Source organism: Zavarzinia compransoris (assembly GCF_003173055.1).
Classification (GTDB): domain Bacteria; phylum Pseudomonadota; class Alphaproteobacteria; order Zavarziniales; family Zavarziniaceae; genus Zavarzinia; species Zavarzinia compransoris.
The window spans coordinates 33,059-53,175 of sequence record NZ_QGLF01000001.1; the positions used below are offsets into that span (position 1 = coordinate 33,059).

Here is a 20,117-nt window from a genome sequence, read left to right on the forward strand (position 1 = left end):
GCTTCCCCTGGCGGCACCATTGGCGCATACCAGAGGCGTGCCGCCCGAGGAGGTTGAGATGCGCCGTCGCCTGATGTCCGCCCTGATGCTGGCCGCCGCCGTCCTGGCCGCCGGGCCGGCCCGGGCCGAGGTCGACGTCATCCGCAGCGCCGACCAGTTGCAGCGCCTGTTCGCCGACCGCACCCTGGTCGGGCGCTTCCTGTCCGGCGATACGTTCAAGGAATATTACGCGCCCGACGGCCGGGTCGCCTATTTCCAGCTGCAGTGCCTGCATTCCGGCACCTGGTGGGTGGAAAGCCTGGCGCAGGATTTCGGCATGCTGCAGGCGGGCACGCCCATCATCTGCTTCGACTACCCGAGCCTGAACGCCAAGGACGATCCCTCGTGCTTTGCCGTCGGCGGCCCCACGGGGCGGGAGCGCTTCTATCCGATCGGCGGCGATCCCGGCAACACGGGCATTCCCGGCGCCATCGCGGAACAATGGAGCCAGGGCAATACGGAACCCCTGCCGCTCGGCGAGGACGGCTGCCCCAGCGTGTGACGCCATGATTCTGATCGGCCAATATGATTCGCCTTTCGTCCGCCGTGTCGGCATCGCGCTCCGGCTCTATGGCTTTGCCTTCGAGCATTTGCCCTGGTCGGCCTTTTCCGATGCGGACCGGCTGGCCGCCCATAATCCCCTGCGGCGGGTGCCGACATTGGTGCTCGACGACGGCAGCGCCCTGATCGAAAGCGCCGGGATTCTCGATTATCTCGACGAAGCCCGGGGCCGCGACCGCGCCCTGATCGCCGCCGCCGGCCCCGCCCGCCACCGGGACCTGCGGCGGATCGCGCTGGCCACCGGCCTTGCCGACAAGGCGGTGGCGCTGTTCTACGAACGGGTGATGCACGAGGTTCCGGCCCCGGCCTGGACCGCGCGGCTGGAGGGGCAGGTCGCGGGAACCCTGGCGGCGCTGGAGGCGGAGCGGGCGGGGCAGGACGGCTTCTGGTTCGGCGCAAGCCCCGGCCATGCCGATATCGCCCTCGGCTGCGTCCTGCATTTCCTCGACGCCGCCCATCCCGGGCTGTTCGTCCGCGGCCGCCATCCGGCCCTGGCCGCCCATGCCGATGCCTGCGAGGCCCTGGCGGTCTTCGCCGAGATCCGCCAGCCCTTCATCGCCCCCCGTTGACGCGCCGCCGTAACGGGAGGAAGGTGCGTCCGAGAGGTTTCCATCATGTCGATCAGCCGCCGCGCGTTTCTCTTCGCCACCGTATCGACGCCTGCCATGGCGCTGGGCGCCACCACCGCGCTTGCCTGGTCGACCCAGGACATGGGGCCGGAAGACGCCGCCCTGTTCGCCAGCCGCTGCGAGGTCGGGCCTCACGGCGGCCATCTGCAACGCGCCCTGGCGCTGCTGGGCAAGGCCGGCGTGCCCCTGCCGCTGACGGCGGCCGAGGCCTGCCCGGTCTGCGGCTGCAACATCCAGCCGGGCTGACCGGCCGCGCCGCACCTGTGGCGCCGGGCCCGCCCGCGCCACAGCCGAAGCCCGGATTTCCGCGCCTTTCCCCCTGGCACGGCGCTTGCTCCTCCTCCCCCTGCACGACAAGCAGAACAGGGAGGAACACCATGCTTGACCATAGTCCCGCCACCAGGGTCGATGCCATTCTCGGCCGCCTGGGCGAGGCGCTGGCCGCCGGCGATATCGACGGCGCCGTCGATCTCTTCGCCACCGACAGCTATTGGCGCGACCTCGTCGCCTTCACCTGGAACCTGAAGACGCTGGAGGGGCGGGACCAGATCCGCGCCATGCTGCAAAGCCAGCTTGCCCGGATCGCGCCTGAACGCCTGCGCCGCGACACGCGGGAGCCGGCGGGCGAGGCGGACGGCGTCACCGACGGCTGGTTCGAGTTCGAGACGGCGCTCGCCCGCGGCTATGGCCATATCCGCATCCGCGACGGCCGGATCTGGACCCTGTTGACGACCATGACCGAACTGAAGGGCCACGAGGAACCGAAGGGCATCCGCCGGCCCCTGGGCGCCGAGCACGGCAGCCGCCGCAACCGCAGCACCTGGTCCGAGAAACGGGCCGAGGAAGCGCGCGAACTCGGCTACGTCAACCAGCCCTATGTGGTGATCATCGGCGGCGGCCAGGGCGGCATCGCCCTGGCCGCGCGGCTGCGCCAGTTGAAGGTGCCTTCTATCATCGTCGAGAAGAACGAACGCCCGGGCGACAGCTGGCGCAAGCGCTACAAGTCGCTCTGCCTGCACGACCCGGTCTGGTACGACCACCTGCCCTATATTCCCTTCCCCGAGAACTGGCCGGTGTTCACGCCCAAGGACAAGATCGGCGACTGGCTGGAAATGTATGCCAAGGTGATGGAACTGAACTATTGGGGTTCCACTACCTGCCGGTCCGCCCACTTCGACGAGGCGGCGCAGGAATGGGTGGTGACGGTCACCCGCGAGGGCCGCGACGTGGTGCTGCGGCCGAAGCAGCTGGTGCTGGCCACCGGCATGTCGGGCAAGCCCAATGTGCCGGTCTTCCCCGGCCAGGACGTATTCCGGGGCGAGCAGCAGCATTCCTCCCGCCATCCGGGGCCCGACGCCTATGCCGGGCGGAAGGCGGTCGTCATCGGTTCCAACAATTCCGCCCACGACATCAGCGCGGCCCTGTGGGAGGCGGGGGCGGACGTCACCATGGTGCAACGCTCCTCGACCCATATCGTGCGTTCGGAGACGCTGATGGATATCGGCCTCGGCGATCTCTATTCCGAGCGCGCCCTGGCCGCCGGCATGACCACGCGGAAGGCGGACCTGATCTTCGCCTCGCTGCCCTACCGGATCATGCACGAGTTCCAGATCCCGCTTTACGACCGCATGCGCGAGCGGGACAAGGAGTTCTACGACCGGCTGGCGGCGGCGGGCTTCATGCTCGACTGGGGCGACGACGGCTCGGGCCTGTTCATGAAATATCTGCGCCGGGGGTCGGGCTACTACATCGACGTCGGCGCCTGCGATCTCGTCATCGACGGCTCGATCAAGCTGAAGTCGGGGTCCGACGTCTCCCACCTGACCGAGGATGCGGTGGTCCTGAAGGACGGCACCCGGCTGCCGGCCGATCTCGTCGTCTATGCCACCGGCTATGGCTCGATGAACGGCTGGGCGGCGGACCTGATCAGCCCGGCGGTGGCGGAGAAGGTCGGCAAATGCTGGGGGCTCGGCTCCGACACCACCAAGGACCCCGGCCCGTGGGAGGGCGAGCAGCGCAACATGTGGAAGCCCACGCAGCAGGAAGCCCTGTGGTTCCACGGCGGCAACCTGCACCAGTCGCGCCATTATTCGCAATATCTGTCGTTGCAGCTGAAGGCGCGGATGGAAGGGCTGGAAACCCCGGTCTACGGGATGCAGCCCGTGCACCACAAGGGCTGACCCGGCCCGGGAACGGGGGCGGCGGACGGGCCGCCGCCCCATCTTCACTCGTCGCGCAGGCGGACGAGGTCGTTCAACAGCCCGCCGGTGCCGTTGTGCACCGTCAGGCGTTCCACCTTGCCGGCGATCGTCTCCAGCGCCTCGAGCTCCTTCAGGCGCAGCATGACGGGGTTCTCCGCCATCACCCGGGCCGTGTTCAGCAGGGCGCGGGTGGCGTTGGTCTCCTCCCGCCGGCGGATGACATTGGCTTCCGCCTGCTTTTCCGCCGCGACCACCTGGTTCAGGATCTCGCGCATCTCGCCCGGCAGGATCACGTCCTTCAGGGCGATGTCGATCACCTCGACGCCGAGCGCCGCCATTTCCGCCGTCACCCCTTCCGCCGCCTCGGCATCGAGCGAGACCTTGCGCTCGAGGATCTGGTCGAGGCTGAGGGCGCCCAGCGTCTTGCGGAAGGCAAGCTGAAGGGCGCGGTACAGGCTGTCGGCGAAATCCTTGACCGCGATCACCGCCGTCACCGGATCGGTGACGCGATATTCCGCGGTCAGGTTGATGCGGATGGTCACCCGGTCGCGGGTCAGCACTTCCTGGCCCGCGATATCCAGCGACTGGCGCCTGGTCTCGACCTGCTTCACGGTGACCGTGCGGCCGGCGTTCCAGAAGCCGTGCACGCCCGGGGGCAGAGTCTCGGCAAGGACGCCGTCGATCGTCAGCAGGCCGACCCAGCCTTCCGCCACCGCGGCGACCGCGATCCCCTCGGTCTTGCCGGCCAGCACCAGGCGCTTCAGCAGGGCCGGGGCGACCCGCGGCACCGCCTGGATGTCGACCACCGTCGCGGCCCAGGGGCCGGCATCGGTCCAGACCGTCAGGCGGCTGTCCGGCTTCAGCACGGCGAAGATCTGGCCGTCGCGCTCGATGACCGCGGTCTCGTCGCGCCCGGTGCGGAAAGCGGTCAGGTGACGGGCCGCGACGGCCGGGAGACGATCGAACAACGGCTTTTCATAAGGCGAGAGGAAGCGGCCCTGGCCGATGTCGAAGACATGGGTTTCCAGCATCCCGCCGCGGCTCGGCAGCGCGATTTCGCCGGGCCCGAAAAGGCCCAGCAGGCGGCCCTGGTAAAGGGCGAGGATCCGCTCGTTTTCCTTGGCGAGGAGGCGCTTGCGGCCCCTGATCAGATCGAGAAAAGTCGTCATCGTCGTTACTCCATCGGGCATGATCACGGCATGCGTCGATCGTCCTTTCGTGTGGCGGTTCCGGGCCGCGATGCGGTCCGGGATGAGGTTGGGGGTTGACGGAAAAGGACCGGGAACCGGCGACATCCGCCCGCCGCGGAGCGCGGGGAGAGGGGGCAGAGGCGGCCGCGCGGCCGGAGCGGGCGAACCTGATCCGGTGGCGGGGCCGTGTCGTCTCCGTCACCCGAAACCGGCGACGGCGGAAGGCTCGGTCACCCCGGATCTTGTGAAGCCGGGGGTTCCTTGCAGGCCGGTTCCCGGCCCCGCATTCCGGGCACCGGGTGGTGCAGCTGGTTTTCAAGACCAGTGGTGGAGAAGGCTTCGAACCTTCAACACGCAGATTCGCGATCTGGTGCTTTCCCATGGCGAAGCCTGCGGGCGTCGAACCCGCGTCTGCCGGACGACCGGCGCTCTCGCTGAGCTAAGGCCTCATACGGCCCGATCGGCAAGGCGCCTGACGCAGGACGGCAGTGCCGCCTGCGAGGGTGGCGTTCGCGAACGCCGACCGTTGTGCTCTTGCCGGTTCTAAGACCGCGGCGTGTATTTACGCCGCGGACAGCAGGGCGGCAAGCGGCAACGTCACACGCCGGTGTCGTTGCCGCATCACCTGTTGCGGGCGGGCCACAGGGGCCCGCGGCGCCTTATTCCGCGGCGCGGGCGCGGGTGATACCGGTACGGCCGTTCAGGCGGGCCAGCGCGGCGTCATATTCGCGGCGGAAGCGGGCGACCAATTCGCCGGCGGGCAGCACGGCATCGATCGCGCCGATGCCCTGGCCGCAACCCCAGATGTCCCGCCAGGCCTTGGCGCCGGTATTGCCGCCCGAGCCGAAGTCCATCTTGCTCGGGTCCGAGACCGGCAGCTTGGCGGGGTCGAGCCCGGCGTTGACGATCGAGGGCTTCAGGTAATTGCCGTGCACGCCGGTGAAGAGGTTGGTGTAGACGATGTCCTCGCCCGTGCTGTCGACCACCATCTGCTTGTAGGCTTCGGCGGCATTGGCTTCCTTCGTCGCGATGAAGGCGGAGCCGATGTAACCGAAGTCGGCCCCCATGGCCTCGGCCGCCAGGATCGCGTCGCCCCGGGCGATCGAGCCGGACAGGGCCAGCGGCCCGTCGAACCAGGCGCGGATTTCCTGGACCAGGGCGAAGGGCGACAATTGCCCGGCATGGCCGCCGGCGCCGGCGGCGACCGCGATCAGCCCGTCCGCGCCCTTCTCGACCGCCTTGCGGGCGAAGACCTGGTTGATGACGTCATGCATGACGATGCCGCCGTAGGAATGGATCGCGGCGTTCACATCCTCCCGCGCGCCGAGCGAGGTGATGACCACCGGCACCTTGTATTTCACGCACATTTCGACGTCGTGTTGCAGCCGGTCGTTCGAGCGGTGCACGATCTGGTTGACGGCGAAGGGGGCCGAAGGGCTTTCCGGATGGTCGCGGTCCCAGGCCGCCAGTTCCTCGGTGATGCGGGCCAGCCATTCGTCGAGCTGGGCCGCCGGGCGGGCGTTGAGCGCCGGGAAGGAGCCGACGATCCCCGCCTTGCACTGGGCGATCACCAGGTCCGGGTTGGAGACGATGAACAGCGGCGCCGCGATGGCGGGCAGGGACAGGCGGCGGCGCAGGCCTTCAGCGATGCCATGGCTGCGGTCGATGATCATGGTGCTCTCCCGGGGTCGTTCTTTATGAAATGCGATGATGGAAACGTTGTTACCATAAGAAACGATGTTGCCACAAGGCCCGAAAAAGGCCGATAAACGAATGCGAGCATGATGCGCGACAGGAGCGGCGACCGTTGAGCGAAACCTTCGATGCCCGGACCTTCGACGCGCGGCAGACCCGGGCCGACCTGCGCGAGGACCTGCGCGCCGCCCTCCTGGCCGCCGCCGCCCGCATCCTGTCGGAGGAGGGGCTGGGCGCGCTGACCGTGCGCCATCTCGCCGAGAAGGTGAATGTCTCGACCAAGGCGGTCTATACGCTGTTCGGCGGCAAGGAGGGGTTGCTCGAAGCGCTCTACCGCGATGCCTTCGACGGCATCGCCACCCATCTGCCCGATGTCGCGGCGATCGAGCCGGCCAGCCATCGCCTGATCATGCTGGCCCGGGGCTACCGGCTCTATGCCCTGGCCCGGCCCGATTTCTATGCGGTGATGTTCGGCGACGCCGGCACCGGCTTTTCCCCGAGCGCGGAAAGCCGGCGCCACGCCTGGAACACCACGCGGCCCATGCGCCAGACCCTGGCCGCCTGCCGCCCGGGCATGAGGGCGGCGGAGGCGGATTTCATCATGCGCGCCCTTTGGGCGGTGATGCACGGCGTGGTCAGCCTGGAACTGCGCCAGCTGATCGGCGGGCGCGAGATGGCGGAACGGCTGTTCGACGACACGATGCTGGCGGTGCTCGCCCGCCATGGCATCGCCGTCCCGCCGGAGGCCCTGGCGTTACGCCCCTCGCCCCGCGGCGGGTGAGGGGCGCCCGTCTCACGCCTTGGCGAATTCGAGCACGTCGTCCTCGATCCCGTCCTTCAGCAGCATGCGCGTGTCCTTCTCGTAATGATGCAGCACGCGCCAGGGCAGGCGGCTGCCCTGGCGGGGCAGGGTGCCCTTGGCCCGGCGGACATAGCCGGACGAAAGGTCGCCCATGATCGTATCGTCGACCGCGCAGCCCTCGGCATCGCGCGGGGTGGCCACGGCGATGCCGTTCCTGTCCATATGGTTCAGCAGGCGGCAGACATAGCTGGAGGCAAGGTCCGCCTTCAGGGTCCAGGGCGCGTTGATATAGCCGAAGATATAGGCGAGATTCGGGGCATCCTGCACCAGGACGCCCTTGTACATCATCGAGGCGGCGGGATCGCTCGGCTTGCCGTCGACCGCCAGCTGCATGCCGCCGAACAGGCGGATGTTCAGCCCGGTGGCGGAAACGATGATGTCCGCCGGCAGTTCGGCGCCCGATTTCAGGCGGATGCCGGTCTCGGTCAGGGTCTCGATCTGGTCGGTGGCGATGGCGGCCTTGCCCTCGCGCAGCGCCCGGAACAGGTCGCCGCTCGGCACGGCGCAGAGCCGCTCGTCCCAGGGCATGTAGCTGGGCGTGAAGTGGCGCATGTCGACATCGGGGCCGATCTGCTTCTTCACATTGTTCAGCAGGAAGTTGCGCACCCGCTGCGGCCAGCGCCGCGCGGCGATATAGAGCCAGCGCTGGGCGATGATGTTGCGCTTGCGGGCCAGGCCGTAGACCCAGGCGTCGGGCAGGACATGGCGCAGCACGCCGGAAATCTTGTCGAGCGCGGGGACGGAGAAGATATAGGTCGGCGAGCGCTGCAACATGGTGACATGGGCCGCCTCGTCCGCCATGGCCGGCACCAGGGTGACCGCGGTCGCACCGCTGCCGATGATGACGATGCGCTTGCCCTTATAGTCCAGGTTTTCCGGCCAATGCTGCGGGTGCAGGAACTGGCCCTTGAACTGTTCCCGCCCCGGGAAATCGGGCTGGAAGCCCTGGTCGTAATTGTAGTAGCCGGTGCAGCCGACGATGAAGCGCGCCTGATACTGGCGGGCCTCGCCCGTCGTCTCGTCGATGCCGGAAACGGTCCAGAGCTTGTCCGCGCTCGACCATTCCGCCCGTTCGGTCTTGAAGCCGAAGGTGATCTTGCGGTCGACGCCGTATTCGCGCGCGGTATCGCGGATGTATTGCCGGATCGACGGCCCGTCGGCCAGGACCTTCAGGTCGTGCCAGGGCCGGAACTTATAGCCGAAGGTGAACATGTCGCTGTCCGACCGGATGCCCGGATAGCGGAACAGGTCCCAGGTGCCCCCCACCGATTGCCGGCGTTCGAGAATGCCGACGCGCTTGCCCGGGCATTCCTTCGCCAGATGGCAGGCCATGCCGATCCCCGACAGTCCCGCCCCGATGACCAATACATCCAGAATTCCGCTCATCTCGCTCCCCTCGCATGCTGGTTTTTTGTCAGTCTACGCGGGGGGCGGGGCAGGGCAAGGGGGGATGTCGGGGGGGTATCCCGGTATCATGGCGGGAGATCGGCCGGCCCGGGCGCATCCGGGTCGCGAACCATCCCGACCCCCAGCCCCATGCCGCCGCCCATGCCGTCACCGCCGCCTTGCCGGCCCGCCTTCGCCCCGCCCTCGCCCTTGCCGCGCCCGCCGGTGCCGGAGGGGCGCGCCGGGCCCTGCACCGGGATCGCGAGGTCGGCCGGGATCGGCGCGAGGTCCAGGGCTTCGCGAATGAAGTCGCGCAGCGAGACGACGAGGTCGTGGGTATGGACGGGGCGCCCGGCGACCAGTTCCCGCGCCGCCCGTTCGGCCAGGCGGACCTGATCCTCGGTGCCGAGCAGGATGATGTCCGACAGGGCGGCCTCGACCGCATCGCGGATGCGCCGGGGCCGGTCCGATCCGCCGCCGTCCTCGCCGCCGCTTTCGCGGTCGCGGCGGCGCAGGTCGCGCAGATGGGTGGGGTCCACCGCCAGATTGCCGGTGAACGAGCCGCCCAGGGTCTTATAGGCCGCGATCAGGGTGCGCAGGCGCTCGTTGATCTGCCGGTTCAGGCGTTCCCGGCGCTGCTGGATCGTGAACATGATCAAGAGCCGGATGCCGACGCCGATCAGGGTGACCAGGGCGAGGCCCACCACCGTGGCGATCAGGCCCTGCCACGAGCCGAAATCGATGCTGCGCATAGGGGGCCTTTCACGAATTTCCGACCGGGGCCGAAGATATCCCGCGCAGGCCCGGCGACATAGCCGTTGGTTTTCCGCTAAAACACTTCCCCCGCTTACCGGAGGTGCGATCGTGACCGACTATGTCCGCAGGATCCTGGATGCCCGTGTCTATGACGTGGCGGTGCAGACGCCGCTGGACGCCATGGTGCGGCTGGGGCAGCGGCTGGGGGCGTCGGTCCTGCTGAAGCGCGAGGATTTGCAGCCGATCTTCTCGTTCAAGATCAGGGGCGCCTACAACAAGCTGGTGCGGCTGGATGCGGCGGCGCGGGCGGCGGGGGTGATCTGCGCCTCCGCCGGCAATCATGCCCAAGGGGTGGCGCTGTCGGCCAGGCGGCTGGGCCTGCGGGCGGTCATCGTCATGCCGGTGACGACGCCGGCGATCAAGGTCGAGGCCGTGCGCTACTGGGGTGCCGAGATCGTCCTCCACGGCGATACGTTCGACGTCGCCTATGAGCACGCGCGCCGGCTGGAACGGGACCAGGGCTTGACCTTCGTCCATCCTTACGACGATCCGGACGTCATCGCCGGCCAGGGCACGGTGGCGGTCGAGGTGCTGCACCAGCATCCCGACCCGATCGAGGCGATCTTCGTGCCCATCGGCGGCGGCGGGCTGGCGGCGGGGATCGCCTCCTACGTCAAGTTCCTGCGCCCCGAGACAAGGGTGATCGGGGTCGAGCCGGTCGATGCCGCCTCGATGAAGGCGGCGCTCGACGCCGGCACGCGGGTGGTGCTGGACCGGGTCGGGCTGTTCGCCGATGGCGTCGCCGTGCGCCAGGCGGGGGCGGAGACGTTCCGCCTGTGCCGCGACCTGCTGGACGATGTGATCCTGGCCGATACGGATGCGATCTGCGCCGCGGTCAAGGATGTGTTCGAGGATGTCCGCGTCATCGCCGAGCCGGCGGGGGCCCTGTCCCTGGCCGGGCTCAAGGCCTATGCGGCGGCGAACCCGGTGCGCACCGGCGCCCTGATCGCCGTCGCCAGCGGCGCCAACATGAATTTCGACCGGCTGCGCCATGTCGCCGAGCGGGCGGAGATCGGCGAGGCGCGGGAAATCCTGCTGGCCGTCACCATCCCCGAAGTGCCCGGGTCCTACCGCCGCTTCATCCAGGTGCTGGGCGACCGCAGCATCACCGAATTCAACTACCGCTATGCCGCGGGCAGCGAAGCCCATGTCTTCGTCGGCCTGAAGCTGAACAATGCCCGGCGCGAGAAGCCGCCGATCGTCGACAGCCTGACCGCCCTCGGCTACCGCGTGCTCGACATGTCGGCGGACGAGACGGCGAAGCTGCACATCCGCTATATGGTCGGCGGCAAGTCGCCGGAATTGACCGACGAGGTGTTGCTGCGCTTCGAATTCCCCGAGCGGCCGGGGGCGCTGATGCGCTTCCTGGACGGGGTGGGGGCGGAATGGAACATCACCCTGTTCCACTACCGCAACCACGGCGCCGATTACGGCCGGGTGCTGGTCGGGATCGAAGTCCCGCCGGGCCAGCGCCCGCGCTTCGATGCCATGCTCGATGCGCTCGGCTACCCCCACGAGGAAGAGACCGGCAACCCGGCCTATCGCCTGTTCCTGTGATCAGCGGTCGCGCAGGTGGTGGCCGCTGATGTCGCTGCCGGCATCGGGGGCGAAACGGCGGTTCCAGAGCGTCGCGAGCAGGGAAATCCCGGTCACCACCAGGAAGGCGGCGGAGAAATCCCCCGGCGCCTGGGCATCGCGCCCGCCCAGCGCCAAAGCGATATGGAGGACGGCGGCGGCGGCGCAGACACCGGCCGACAGCATCAACTGCTGGAAGGTGGTGTAGAAGCTGGTGGCGGAACTCATCCGTTCCGGGCCGATCTCGTCATAGGCGATGGTGTTATAGGCGGTGAATTGCAACGACATGGAAAAGCCGCTGCAGAACAGGACGAGCAGGATCGCCCCATGGGGCCAGTCCGGGGTGAAGAAGGCGCAAGCGCCATAGGTCAGGCTGGACAGCACCCCGTTCACGGTCAGGCAGTCGCGAAAGCCGAAGCGGCGCAGCAGATAGGGCGCGCAGGCTTTCATGGCGGTGGCGCCCAGCGCCGTCGCCAGGATCAGGCCGCCGGCCTCGGCGGCGCTGAGGCCGAAGGACAGCTGGAACATCAGCGGCAGCAGGAAGGGATGGGCCCCCTGGGTGATCCGGGCCAGCGAGCCTGCGACCATGGACAGGCGGAACGTCTCCACCCGAAGCAGCGACACGTCAAGAATGGGCGAGGGGTGGCGCCGGGCATGGCGCAGGTAAAGCGCGCCGAAGACCAGGCCGAGGGCGACCAGCCCGACGGCGACCCGCCCCTCGCCCTCGCGGCTGGCCATTTCGGCGCCGAAGAACAGGCCGCCGAGCGCGATCCCCGACAGGATCATGCCGGCAAGGTCGAACCGCTGGCCCGGTGCCGGCGCCACCTTCAGGTTCGGAATGTAAAGGCTGGAGAGCACGATCCCGAGCAGGCCGATCGGGACATTGATGTAGAAGATCCAGCGCCAGTCGAGATAGGTGACGATGAAACCGCCCAGCGGCGGCCCGACGATAGGCCCGACCAGGGCCGGCACCAGCAGCCAGGCGGTTGCCGCCACCATGTCCTTCTTGTCGACGGCGCGCAGCAGGATCAGGCGCCCGACCGGCATCATCATGGCCCCGCCCAGGCCCTGGAGCAGGCGGGCGGCGACGATCGAGGCCAGCCCCTCCGCCAGGGAACACAGGGCGGAGCCGAGGGTGAAGACCACGATCGCCACCCGAAACACGTTCAGCGTGCCGAACCGGTCGGCGATGACGCCGGAAACCGGGATGAAGATCGCCAGCGACAGCATATAGGCGGTCAGGGCCAGCGACAGATTGGGTGCCGAAGTGCCGAAATCCCGCGCCATGGCCGGCAGGGCCGTCGCCAGGATGGTGATGTCCAGCTGTTCCATGAACAGGGCGGCGGCGATGATCAGGGCGATGGTGCGGTAACCCGGCGGGCCGCGGCCGGTCTCGTCTGCGCCTGTCATGGGGGAACGCCGCTCTTGTCGCTGTGGTAGCCCCTTATGCCGGGATTCGGCGCGGGGCGGTACGGCAGGCTTTGCCATGCCTGCCATGCAGGTTCGACGCGTTCAAAAATGCCCCAGATAGCCGCCGTCGACCGCCAGCGTCTGCCCGGTGACATAGGCGGCGGCGGGCGAGGCGAGAAAGACCACCGCCCCCGCGATCTCCGCCGGCCGGCCCCAGCGCCCGAGCGAGGTGCGCCGCGCCAGCCAATCCGCCACGCCCGCGTCCTCGACCATGGCGCGGTTGGCCTCGGTGGCGAAATAGCCGGGGGCGACCGCATTCACCGTGATCCCGCGCGGCCCGAGTTCGGCGGCCAGTGCCCGGGTCAGCGCGTCCAGCCCGCCCTTGGCGGCGGTATAGGCGGCATCGCCGCCCCGGGCGATCGGCCCCGCGATCGAGGTGATGTTGACGATCCGCCCGCCCGCCGGCATGGCCGCCGCCACCTGCCGGGCAAGATCGAAGGGGGCGACGAGATCGATTTCGAGCAGCGCCCGGACCGCGCCCCGGTCGAGATCGGCCAGGGGCCGGCGGTCCCGCGCCCCGGCATTGTTGACCAGGATGGTGACCGGGCCGAAACGTTGCCCCGCCCAGTCGAGGGCGGCGGCCACCGACGCCTCGTCGCCGAGGTCGAAGGGCAGGGGCACGGCCTGCCCGCCCCGGGCGATGGCTTCCCCGGCGACGGCTTCCAGCGGTTCGAGGGCGCGGCCATGGACCAGCACCAGGGCGCCCGCCGCCGCCAGCGCCAGGGCGATCTCCCGCCCGAGGCCGCGCCCGGCCCCGGTCACCAGGGCCACGCCGCCGGTCAGATCGAAACTCATCCCATCACCTGCGCCTTCAAGCCGGAAATACGGGACGATACGACAGGCAGGCGGGTCACGACGAGGCCCGGAAGCGCAGCAGGCGCAGCGCGTTCAGGGTGACGAGGACGGTCGCCCCGGTATCCGCCAGCACCGCGATCCACATGCCGGTCAGGCCGAGCACGGTGGTGACCAGGAAGATCGCCTTGGAGCCCAGCGCCAGGGCGACATTCACCCTTATGTTGGCCAGCGTCGCCCGCGACAGGGCGATCAGGTCGGCAACGCCGCCGACCCGGTTGTGCAGCAGGGCGGCGTCGGCGGTTTCCAGCGCGACGTCGGTGCCGCCACCCATGGCGATGCCGACGGCGGCGGCGGCCAGCGCCGGGGCATCGTTGATGCCGTCGCCGACCTTGCCGACCGGGCCCTTGCCGGCGGCGGCCAGGTCGCGGACGATGCGGGCCTTGTCGGCGGGCATCAGTTCGGCATGGACCTCGACGCCGAGATCGGCGCCGATGGCGGTGGCCGTCCGGCGGTTGTCGCCGGTCAGCATCACGCCCTCGATGCCCATGGCGGCCAGCCGGGCCAGGCCCTGGCGGGCATCGTCGCGCGCCTCGTCGCGCAGTGCGATCAGGCCCAGCGCCTGCTCGCCCCGGGTCAGCACGGCGACGGTCTTGCCCGCTTCCTCCAGCGCCGCTACCGGGCCGGCATCGAAGGCGGCGCGTTCGGCGGCGGCCCGCGGACTGCCGAGGAACAGCAGCTCGCCCGCGATCGTGCCGGTCAGGCCCTGGCCCGCCAGGGCGGCGACATTGTCGGCGGGGACGAGGGCGCGGGGGCCGGCCTCGGCCAGGATCGCCCGGGCCAGCGGGTGGTTGGAGCCGACCTCGAGGCCGGCGGCAAGCGCGAGAACCTCGTCCCTCGTCGCGGCCAGCGGCACTACGTCGGTCACCTGGGGCCGGCCTTCGGTCAATGTGCCGGTCTTGTCGAAGGCGACGGTCTTCAGCCCGCCCAGGGCTTCGAGCACGGCGCCGCCCTTGATCAGCAGGCCCTGGCGCGCGCCGGTGGAGAGACCGGCGGCGATGGCGGCCGGGGTCGAGATGACGAGGGCGCAGGGGCAGGCGATCAGCAGCAGCGACAGCGCCCGGTAAACCCAGGTGCCCCAATCCTGGCCCGCCAGCAAGGGCGGCGCCAGGGCGACGAGGAGGGCGATCGCCACCACCGCCGGCATGTAGATGCGGGCGAAGCGGTCGATGAAGCGGGCGACCGGGGCCTTCGCCTCCTGCGCTTCCTCGACCAGGCGGATGATGCGGGCGATGGTATTGTCCTCGGCACCCCGGGTCACTTCCAGCTTCAGGGCGGCGTCGAGATTGATGGTGCCGGCGAAGACGTCGTCGCCCGGCTGTTTGGCCCGGGGCACGGATTCGCCGTTCACCGGCGATTCGTCTAGGCTGGACATGCCTTCCCAGATGATGCCGTCGGCCGGCACCCGGTCGCCCGGGCGGACCAGCAGGAAATCGCCCACCTTCACCTGATCCGCCGGGATCTCCTCCGTCGTGCTGCCGGCCAGGCGGAGCGCGGTGCGCGGCGTCAGGTCGGCCAGGGCCTCGATGCTGCGCCGGGCCCGGCTCGCGGCATAGCCTTCCAGCACTTCGCCCACGGCGAAGAGGAAGACCACCACCGCCGCCTCTTCCCCGGCATCGATGGCCAGGGCGCCGAGGGCGGCGATCGTCATCAGCATTTCGATGGTGAAGATGCTGCCCGCGGTCGCGGCGGCCAGGGCGCGGCGCGCCACCGGCAGCAGGGCGATCAGGGTCGCGAGGCCGAAGGCCCAGGGCCCGGCCGCCGGCACCGCCATCTCCACGGCGAAGGCAAGGCCAAGCAGGGCGCCGGAAGCCAGCACCAGCCGCCCCTTGGCGGTGCGCCACCAGGGCTTGCCCCGGTCGGCCGGATCGTCGTGGCTGTGATCATGGTCGTGATCGTGGCCATGGTCGTGGGACTGGTGATCGTGCCGGGCCTCGTTGTCGATCACGGTAAAGCCGAGGCGGCGGATCGCCGCCTGCATGTCGGCCAGGGACGGGGAGACCGCCCCCTCGGTGACCGCGACCGTACCGCCGGTCACATTCACATTGACCTCGTCGACACCGGGCAGGCGCTTCAACGCCGTCTCGATCTTGATCGCGCAGCTGGCGCAATCCATGCCTTCCACCTTCAGGCGGTGCCGGGGCGCAGTCTTGTTCATGACACTTGTCCTCACCATCTTGTGAGGATCACCATGGAACCTGAAGCCACTGGAGCTTCAAGGGGAAAATTTCGATGAGAAACCCGCTGGAAATCAAAGACTTGTCCATCGGCGATCTGGCCAGGCGAACGGAAACCAAGGTCCAGACCATCCGCTATTACGAAGAGATCGGCCTGTTGCCCGCGCCGGCCCGCACCGAGGGCAAGCAACGGGTCTATGGCTTGTCCACCCTGCGGCGCCTCGCCTTCATCCGCCATGCCCGCGACCTCGGCTTCCCGGTCGAGGCGATCCGCGATCTCCTGCGCCTGTCGGACCACCCGGAGCAGCCCTGCGGCGATGCCGATGCCATCGCCCGCCGCCATCTGGCCGAGGTGGAGGACCGGATCAAGCGCCTGCGCACCCTGCAGAAAGAGTTGAAGCGCATGATCGACCAGCACCGGTGCGACGGCGGCTCGATCGCCGATTGCCGGGTGATCGAGGTCCTGTCCGACCATGCCCTGTGCGGGCACGGCCATTGAGGTTCACCCGCCTCGTCCATGCGGATTGGAGCGTCGACCGGCGCAAGCGCTTTGCCGCGCGGGCGGTGTGGTCGGGCGGGCGCTGGCTGGTGTCGGCGCCGGCACCGGTCGGTGACGGCTTTCTCGACGAATTGCTGGCGGCGCCGGTGCTGGCGGGCTTCGACTTCCCGATCGGCCTGCCCGATGCCTATGGCCGGCGCACGGGCTTTGCCGATTTCCGCGCCGCCCTGGCCGCTTTCGGTGAGGGCGCCTGGGCGGATGTCTTCACCGTGGCCGACAGGGTGGCGGAGGTCGGCCTGCACCGGCCCTTCTATCCCGCCCGGGCCACGGCCGGGGTGCGGCAGGCGCCCTTTCTCGCCGCCCATGGCGTTGCCGCGCTGGACGAATTGCACCGCCGCTGCGAACGGGCGACGGCGCGGCGCCGGGCCGCCGCCGCCCTGTTCTGGACCCTCGGCGGCAATCAGGTGGGCAAGGCCGCCATCGCCGGCTGGCGCGAGGTGATCCGCCCGGCCCTGGCCCGAGGCGCCAAGCTCTGGCCCTTCGACGGGCCGCTGGCGAGCCTGTCCGGCACGGTGCTGGCCGAATGCTATCCGGGGGAGATCTACGACCATCTCGGCTGCCGTTTCCAGGGCGGGGACAGCAAGCGCCGGCAGGACGACCGGCGCGCCCGCGCGGCCCCGCTGCTCGACTGGGCGGCGCGGCACGATGTGGTCTTCGAACTGCCGGCCCGGGCGGCGGTGCTGGCCGGCTTCGGCCCCGCGCCGACGGGGGAGGATGCCTTCGATGCCCTGATCGGCCTCCTCGGCCTGATCGAGGTCGCCGCCGGGCACCGCCCTCCGGGGCCGGAGGAGGATCCGGTGATCCGCCGGTTCGAAGGCTGGATCCTGGGGCAGGCCTATTCCAGCCTGCGGTAGGTCGCTTGCACCAGCCCGGTCGGGAAATGGCGGGCGCCCAGCAGTTGCCAGCGGCCGTGGGGCACTTCGGGCCCGAACAGGGGCCGGCCCCGGCCCAGCATGACCGGGATGTGGGACAGGGTCAGGTCGTCCACCAGATCCTCGGCCAGGCCCTGGCGGATGCTCTCGCCGCCGTCGAGATAGACCCGCCGCACCCCCTCCTCGCCCAGGGCGAGGATGAGGTCGGCCAGCGCCCCGTCGTGGCGGGCGACGCCCGCGGGGGCATCTTCCAGCGGCCGGTGGCTGAGCACCACCACCCGCTTGTCGGCGAAGGGCCAGGGCTCGAAGCCCGCCACCATGTCGAAGGTATTGCGCCCCATGACCACCGTATCGACATCGGCGATGAATTCGCCGAAACCGTAATCCTCGCCATGCTCGTCCTCGACCACGGACAGCCATTCGATGCCGCCGTCGGCGCGGGCGATGAAGCCGTCGAGGCTGGCGGCGATATAGACGGAGACGCGGGGACGGGGCATGGACGGTTCCGGCATGGCGATGAAGGCTAGGCCCGTGGTTCTAGCCGAGCATCGGTCAAAAGGCGAAGGGCGTCGACGACCGGGGCCGGGCTTTTGCCGTTGTCGCAGGATGGTTTGACTTCGCCTTTCGCATCTGCGATAAGAGCACGTCCGGCGGTGCCGGCATCAGGCGCCCCCGCCGCGTAGGACCGTCGCAACAGACGACGGGTTGATCCTCAGGGGCGCATCGATTTTCCCGACATTGGCTGCCCAGGCACGCGGGGCTGCCAGGTTCACATGCCCGAGGTGGGCATCGCCTGACGCCGCATGATCGGCGGGGCGGTGTCGCCGGGGCCGTTTGTGAAAGATTATTGGTGACTCAATTCTCGGATCTCGGCCTCGCCGAGCCTTTGCTTCGCGCCCTCAATGAAGAGGGCTACGCGACCCCGACCCCGATCCAGGCCCGCGCCATCCCCGCCCTGCTGGAGGGCCGGGACATGCTGGGCATCGCCCAGACCGGCACCGGCAAGACCGCGGCCTTCGCCCTGCCCATCCTCAACCGCCTGCTGAACAATCCGGCACGGCCGGTGCCGCGCACGGTGCGCGCCCTGATCATGGCCCCGACCCGCGAGTTGGCGGCCCAGATCGGCGAGAGTTTCCGCGCCTATGGCCGCTTCACCCGCCTGTCCGTCGCCGTGATCTTCGGCGGCGTGCCGCATGGCGCCCAGATCCGCGCCCTCTCGCGCGGGGTGGATATCCTGGTGGCGACGCCGGGCCGCCTGCTCGACCATATCGAATCCGGCCATTGCCGCCTCGACCATACCGAGGTGGTGGTGCTGGACGAGGCGGATCACATGCTCGACCTCGGCTTCGTCGTGCCCATCCGCAAGATCGTCAGCCGCCTCGCCAGCCGGCGCCAGAGCCTGTTCTTCTCGGCCACCATGCCGAAGGAAATCGCCACCCTCGCCGGCGAGATGCTGCGCGAGCCGGTGAAGGTCGAGGTGACGCCGGTCGCGACCACCGCCGAGCGCGTGACCCAGCAGGTCTATCTGATCGAAGCCGGGGGCAAGCGCGGCCTCCTGCTCGAACTGCTCTCGAAGCAGGAAGTGGTGCGCCCGATCGTCTTCACCCGCACCAAGCGCGGTGCCGACCGGGTGGCCGAACACCTCGAGGCTTACGGCCTGTCGGCCGCCGCCATTCACGGCAACAAGAGCCAGGGCCAGCGCGAGCGCGCCCTCGACGGCTTCAAGGCCGGCACGGTGAAGGTGCTGGTCGCGACCGACATCGCCGCCCGCGGCATCGACATCGACGGCATCAGCCATGTCGTCAATTTCGAGCTGCCCAATGTGCCGGAACAATATGTCCACCGCATCGGCCGCACCGCGCGGGCGGGCAATGACGGCATCGCCATTTCCTTCTGCGACCGCGACGAGGTGGCCTATCTCCGCGACATCGAGAAGGTGACGCGCCAGAAGCTGCCGGTGATCGACCGCCGCGCCGACCCTTCCGCCCCGGCGGAAGCGGCGCCGGCGAAGGCACAGCCGCGCCGGCCCCAGGGCAGCCAGAATCGCCGGCCCCAGGGCGGGCCGGGCGAAGGGCGGAAACCCCAGGGCCAAAGGCCGCAGGGCCAGCCGCAGAAGGCGCGCGGCCAGGGCCCGTCCGGCGGCGGTGACCGCCGCCGCGCCCGGGGGTAAGGAAGGTTCCGGGGTTGAATTTATTGGGAAACGATCAAGTTTAACCCCGGAAAGATGAAGATGCGATCAGGCGTAATAGTTTTCTTTTACGCCTTTTCTGCCGTGGCGGCTTTATTCCTGGTCTACAGCATCTATGAGTATATGACCGTGTCCCCCGTTCTGGTCGAGAGGGTGCGGGAGGATCTCGATTTGACGTGTGAGCGCAGGGGTATTGATTGCAGCAAGTATTCCGGCCCGGTCGAGGTGCGGGGAGGGTGGCGGCATCATGAGTATCACTGGATGAGTGATCGTGATGAAACGTGCATCCTCGGCCTGGTGGAGTTTTTCCCCCTCAATATGGATTTCTGGTTTTGGTGTGATGAAGCTGCGCGAGAGCGATGACTGACGGTTTCATTCAAATAATTATCTGAAAGAACAGGCCGCGAGCGTCGGGTCGTTCGTCGAGGCGGGGAGGGGGGCTTGGCCGCCCGTCATCCCTTCCCCGTCATCCCTTCGATGCCGCCGGCAGCGCATCCGCCGGCGGCGATTCGGGCGGGAAGGGGCGCGGCCAGCGCGCCCAGGCGGTCGGCAGGCTGGCCAGCAGGCCGGCGACCAGGGCAAGGAGAGCGAAGGTCTCCCGCTCATCGTCGCCCATGCCCGCGAACGCGCCGAGACCGAAGGCGAAAAGGCTGATTCCCGGCCCGATCAGCAGCATCAGAAGCGAGAACGGCAGGCGCCGCCCCTTGATGAAGCGGCAGCGCGGGTTGGTCCTGGCGATGGCGGCGATCAGGGCGCGCACCAGGGGAACGTAAGTCTCGGCGCCGTCGGCGCTGCTCAGCGCGCCCATGTCGCAGGAAAACAGGGTGAAGGTCTCGCCCTGCCATTCGATATCGCAGCGATAGCGCTGGCTGACCCCCTTGGCCGGATCATGGCCGACATAAAGGGCGGCGATGTCCCGCAGGGGAATGGCGACGGCGTCACGCCCCTCCACCGCATGCTCCAGGCGATCGTCGTGGAGGCGCCAGACGGTCCGGCGGCCGAAGGCAAGGCCGCGCCCGCGATGTTCCAGCATGCCGCACCCCTC

At 69.1% G+C, this 20,117-nt stretch carries 18 protein-coding genes and 1 tRNA gene; 9 read left to right on the forward strand and 10 right to left on the reverse strand.

All coding sequences use genetic code 11. From position 1 onward, the window contains the following. The first annotated feature begins 58 nt into the window (after positions 1 to 58). From DKG75_RS00170 to DKG75_RS00185, 4 genes are all read left to right on the forward strand, one after another. Positions 59 to 541, forward strand: a complete 483-nt coding sequence (locus DKG75_RS00170; RefSeq protein ID WP_109919066.1) for a hypothetical protein — start codon at positions 59 to 61, stop codon at positions 539 to 541. A gap of 4 nt (positions 542 to 545) precedes the next feature. Then, positions 546 to 1,169: a glutathione S-transferase family protein gene (locus tag DKG75_RS00175; protein WP_109919067.1), complete on the forward strand. Its 624-nt coding sequence runs from the start codon at positions 546 to 548 to the stop codon at positions 1,167 to 1,169. 45 nt (positions 1,170 to 1,214) lie between these two features. Beyond that, on the forward strand, positions 1,215 to 1,475 hold the full coding sequence (locus tag DKG75_RS00180) for a hypothetical protein (RefSeq protein WP_109919068.1): 261 nt from the start codon (positions 1,215 to 1,217) through the stop codon (positions 1,473 to 1,475). Between the two features lie 131 nt (positions 1,476 to 1,606). Continuing rightward, the gene (locus tag DKG75_RS00185) at positions 1,607 to 3,409 is read left to right on the forward strand and encodes an NAD(P)/FAD-dependent oxidoreductase (protein ID WP_109919069.1); all 1,803 of its coding nucleotides are present in this window, start codon (positions 1,607 to 1,609) and stop codon (positions 3,407 to 3,409) included. A 44-nt stretch (positions 3,410 to 3,453) separates the two neighbouring features. On the opposite strand, the gene DKG75_RS00190 is transcribed toward DKG75_RS00185, so the two are convergent. The 3 genes from DKG75_RS00190 to DKG75_RS00200 all read right to left on the reverse strand — a co-directional run bounded on the left by DKG75_RS00190 (position 3,454) and on the right by DKG75_RS00200 (position 6,293). Then, positions 3,454 to 4,599 carry a slipin family protein gene (locus DKG75_RS00190; RefSeq protein ID WP_109919070.1) on the reverse strand — a complete coding sequence of 382 codons (1,146 nt, stop codon included), beginning with the start codon at positions 4,597 to 4,599 and terminating at the stop codon, positions 3,454 to 3,456. A 402-nt stretch (positions 4,600 to 5,001) separates the two neighbouring features. Continuing rightward, positions 5,002 to 5,069 (reverse strand) — tRNA-OTHER (locus DKG75_RS00195). A 210-nt stretch (positions 5,070 to 5,279) separates the two neighbouring features. After that, positions 5,280 to 6,293 carry an NAD(P)H-dependent flavin oxidoreductase gene (locus tag DKG75_RS00200; protein ID WP_109919071.1) on the reverse strand — a complete coding sequence of 338 codons (1,014 nt, stop codon included), beginning with the start codon at positions 6,291 to 6,293 and terminating at the stop codon, positions 5,280 to 5,282. A gap of 134 nt (positions 6,294 to 6,427) precedes the next feature. Between DKG75_RS00200 and DKG75_RS00205 the strand changes: the two genes are divergently transcribed. Beyond that, positions 6,428 to 7,096 carry a TetR/AcrR family transcriptional regulator gene (locus tag DKG75_RS00205; RefSeq protein WP_109919072.1) on the forward strand — a complete coding sequence of 223 codons (669 nt, stop codon included), beginning with the start codon at positions 6,428 to 6,430 and terminating at the stop codon, positions 7,094 to 7,096. Between the two features lie 12 nt (positions 7,097 to 7,108). On the opposite strand, the gene DKG75_RS00210 is transcribed toward DKG75_RS00205, so the two are convergent. Together DKG75_RS00210 and DKG75_RS00215 are read right to left on the reverse strand one after the other, a co-directional pair. Next, positions 7,109 to 8,563 (reverse strand): flavin-containing monooxygenase, encoded by a 1,455-nt coding sequence (locus DKG75_RS00210; protein ID WP_109919073.1) that lies wholly within the window; start codon positions 8,561 to 8,563, stop codon positions 7,109 to 7,111. An 86-nt stretch (positions 8,564 to 8,649) separates the two neighbouring features. After that, positions 8,650 to 9,315, reverse strand: a complete 666-nt coding sequence (locus DKG75_RS00215) for a hypothetical protein (RefSeq protein WP_109919074.1) — start codon at positions 9,313 to 9,315, stop codon at positions 8,650 to 8,652. Between the two features lie 112 nt (positions 9,316 to 9,427). Here DKG75_RS00215 and ilvA point away from each other — a divergent pair, with 112 nt between their 5' ends. Further along, positions 9,428 to 10,936, forward strand: coding sequence for a threonine ammonia-lyase, biosynthetic (ilvA, locus tag DKG75_RS00220; protein ID WP_109919075.1), 1,509 nt, complete (start codon positions 9,428 to 9,430; stop codon positions 10,934 to 10,936). On the opposite strand, the gene DKG75_RS00225 is transcribed toward ilvA, so the two are convergent. From DKG75_RS00225 to DKG75_RS00235, 3 genes are all read right to left on the reverse strand, one after another. After that, positions 10,937 to 12,364, reverse strand: coding sequence for a DHA2 family efflux MFS transporter permease subunit (locus tag DKG75_RS00225; RefSeq protein WP_109919076.1), 1,428 nt, complete (start codon positions 12,362 to 12,364; stop codon positions 10,937 to 10,939). A 102-nt stretch (positions 12,365 to 12,466) separates the two neighbouring features. Further along, a complete protein-coding gene (locus DKG75_RS00230) occupies positions 12,467 to 13,219 on the reverse strand; it encodes an SDR family oxidoreductase (protein ID WP_109919077.1) in 753 nt (250 codons plus the stop codon). Between the two features lie 55 nt (positions 13,220 to 13,274). Continuing rightward, positions 13,275 to 15,434 carry a heavy metal translocating P-type ATPase gene (locus DKG75_RS00235; RefSeq protein WP_109919078.1) on the reverse strand — a complete coding sequence of 720 codons (2,160 nt, stop codon included), beginning with the start codon at positions 15,432 to 15,434 and terminating at the stop codon, positions 13,275 to 13,277. A 74-nt stretch (positions 15,435 to 15,508) separates the two neighbouring features. Between DKG75_RS00235 and DKG75_RS00240 the strand changes: the two genes are divergently transcribed. Then, a complete protein-coding gene (locus DKG75_RS00240) occupies positions 15,509 to 15,952 on the forward strand; it encodes a MerR family transcriptional regulator (protein ID WP_109919079.1) in 444 nt (147 codons plus the stop codon). Then, complete coding sequence (locus tag DKG75_RS00245) at positions 15,949 to 16,866, forward strand: DUF429 domain-containing protein (protein ID WP_109919080.1); 918 nt, start codon at positions 15,949 to 15,951, stop codon at positions 16,864 to 16,866. The genes DKG75_RS00240 and DKG75_RS00245 overlap by 4 nt, the downstream gene beginning before the upstream one ends. Here the strand turns inward: DKG75_RS00245 and DKG75_RS00250 are convergent. Then, the gene (locus DKG75_RS00250) at positions 16,848 to 17,381 is read right to left on the reverse strand and encodes a dihydrofolate reductase family protein (RefSeq protein WP_109919081.1); all 534 of its coding nucleotides are present in this window, start codon (positions 17,379 to 17,381) and stop codon (positions 16,848 to 16,850) included. The two genes, DKG75_RS00245 and DKG75_RS00250, sit on opposite strands and share 19 nt — an antisense overlap. A gap of 353 nt (positions 17,382 to 17,734) precedes the next feature. On the opposite strand from DKG75_RS00250, the gene DKG75_RS00255 reads away from it, so the two are divergent. Next, a complete protein-coding gene (locus DKG75_RS00255; protein WP_109920084.1) occupies positions 17,735 to 19,054 on the forward strand; it encodes a DEAD/DEAH box helicase in 1,320 nt (439 codons plus the stop codon). Positions 19,055 to 19,538: 484 nt separating this feature from the next. Here DKG75_RS00255 and DKG75_RS00265 read toward each other — a convergent pair whose 3' ends face one another. Then, on the reverse strand, positions 19,539 to 20,105 hold the full coding sequence (locus DKG75_RS00265) for a hypothetical protein (protein ID WP_109919083.1): 567 nt from the start codon (positions 20,103 to 20,105) through the stop codon (positions 19,539 to 19,541). Positions 20,106 to 20,117 lie beyond the last annotated feature (12 nt).

Bases quoted from the DNA above. Each gene is read 5' to 3' on its own strand.
- DKG75_RS00170 (WP_109919066.1), top strand. From the start codon at position 59: ATGCGCCGTCGCCTGATGTCCGCCCTGATGCTGGCCGCCGCCGTCCTG.
- DKG75_RS00175 (WP_109919067.1), top strand. From the start codon at position 546: ATGATTCTGATCGGCCAATATGATTCGCCTTTCGTCCGCCGTGTCGGC.
- DKG75_RS00180 (WP_109919068.1), top strand. From the start codon at position 1,215: ATGTCGATCAGCCGCCGCGCGTTTCTCTTCGCCACCGTATCGACGCCT.
- DKG75_RS00185 (WP_109919069.1), top strand. From the start codon at position 1,607: ATGCTTGACCATAGTCCCGCCACCAGGGTCGATGCCATTCTCGGCCGC.
- DKG75_RS00190 (WP_109919070.1), bottom strand. From the start codon at position 4,599: ATGACGACTTTTCTCGATCTGATCAGGGGCCGCAAGCGCCTCCTCGCC.
- DKG75_RS00200 (WP_109919071.1), bottom strand. From the start codon at position 6,293: ATGATCATCGACCGCAGCCATGGCATCGCTGAAGGCCTGCGCCGCCGC.
- DKG75_RS00210 (WP_109919073.1), bottom strand. From the start codon at position 8,563: ATGAGCGGAATTCTGGATGTATTGGTCATCGGGGCGGGACTGTCGGGG.
- DKG75_RS00215 (WP_109919074.1), bottom strand. From the start codon at position 9,315: ATGCGCAGCATCGATTTCGGCTCGTGGCAGGGCCTGATCGCCACGGTG.
- DKG75_RS00225 (WP_109919076.1), bottom strand. From the start codon at position 12,364: ATGACAGGCGCAGACGAGACCGGCCGCGGCCCGCCGGGTTACCGCACC.
- DKG75_RS00230 (WP_109919077.1), bottom strand. From the start codon at position 13,219: ATGAGTTTCGATCTGACCGGCGGCGTGGCCCTGGTGACCGGGGCCGGG.
- DKG75_RS00235 (WP_109919078.1), bottom strand. From the start codon at position 15,434: ATGAACAAGACTGCGCCCCGGCACCGCCTGAAGGTGGAAGGCATGGAT.
- DKG75_RS00240 (WP_109919079.1), top strand. From the start codon at position 15,509: ATGAGAAACCCGCTGGAAATCAAAGACTTGTCCATCGGCGATCTGGCC.
- DKG75_RS00250 (WP_109919081.1), bottom strand. From the start codon at position 17,381: ATGCCCCGTCCCCGCGTCTCCGTCTATATCGCCGCCAGCCTCGACGGC.
- DKG75_RS00265 (WP_109919083.1), bottom strand. From the start codon at position 20,105: ATGCTGGAACATCGCGGGCGCGGCCTTGCCTTCGGCCGCCGGACCGTC.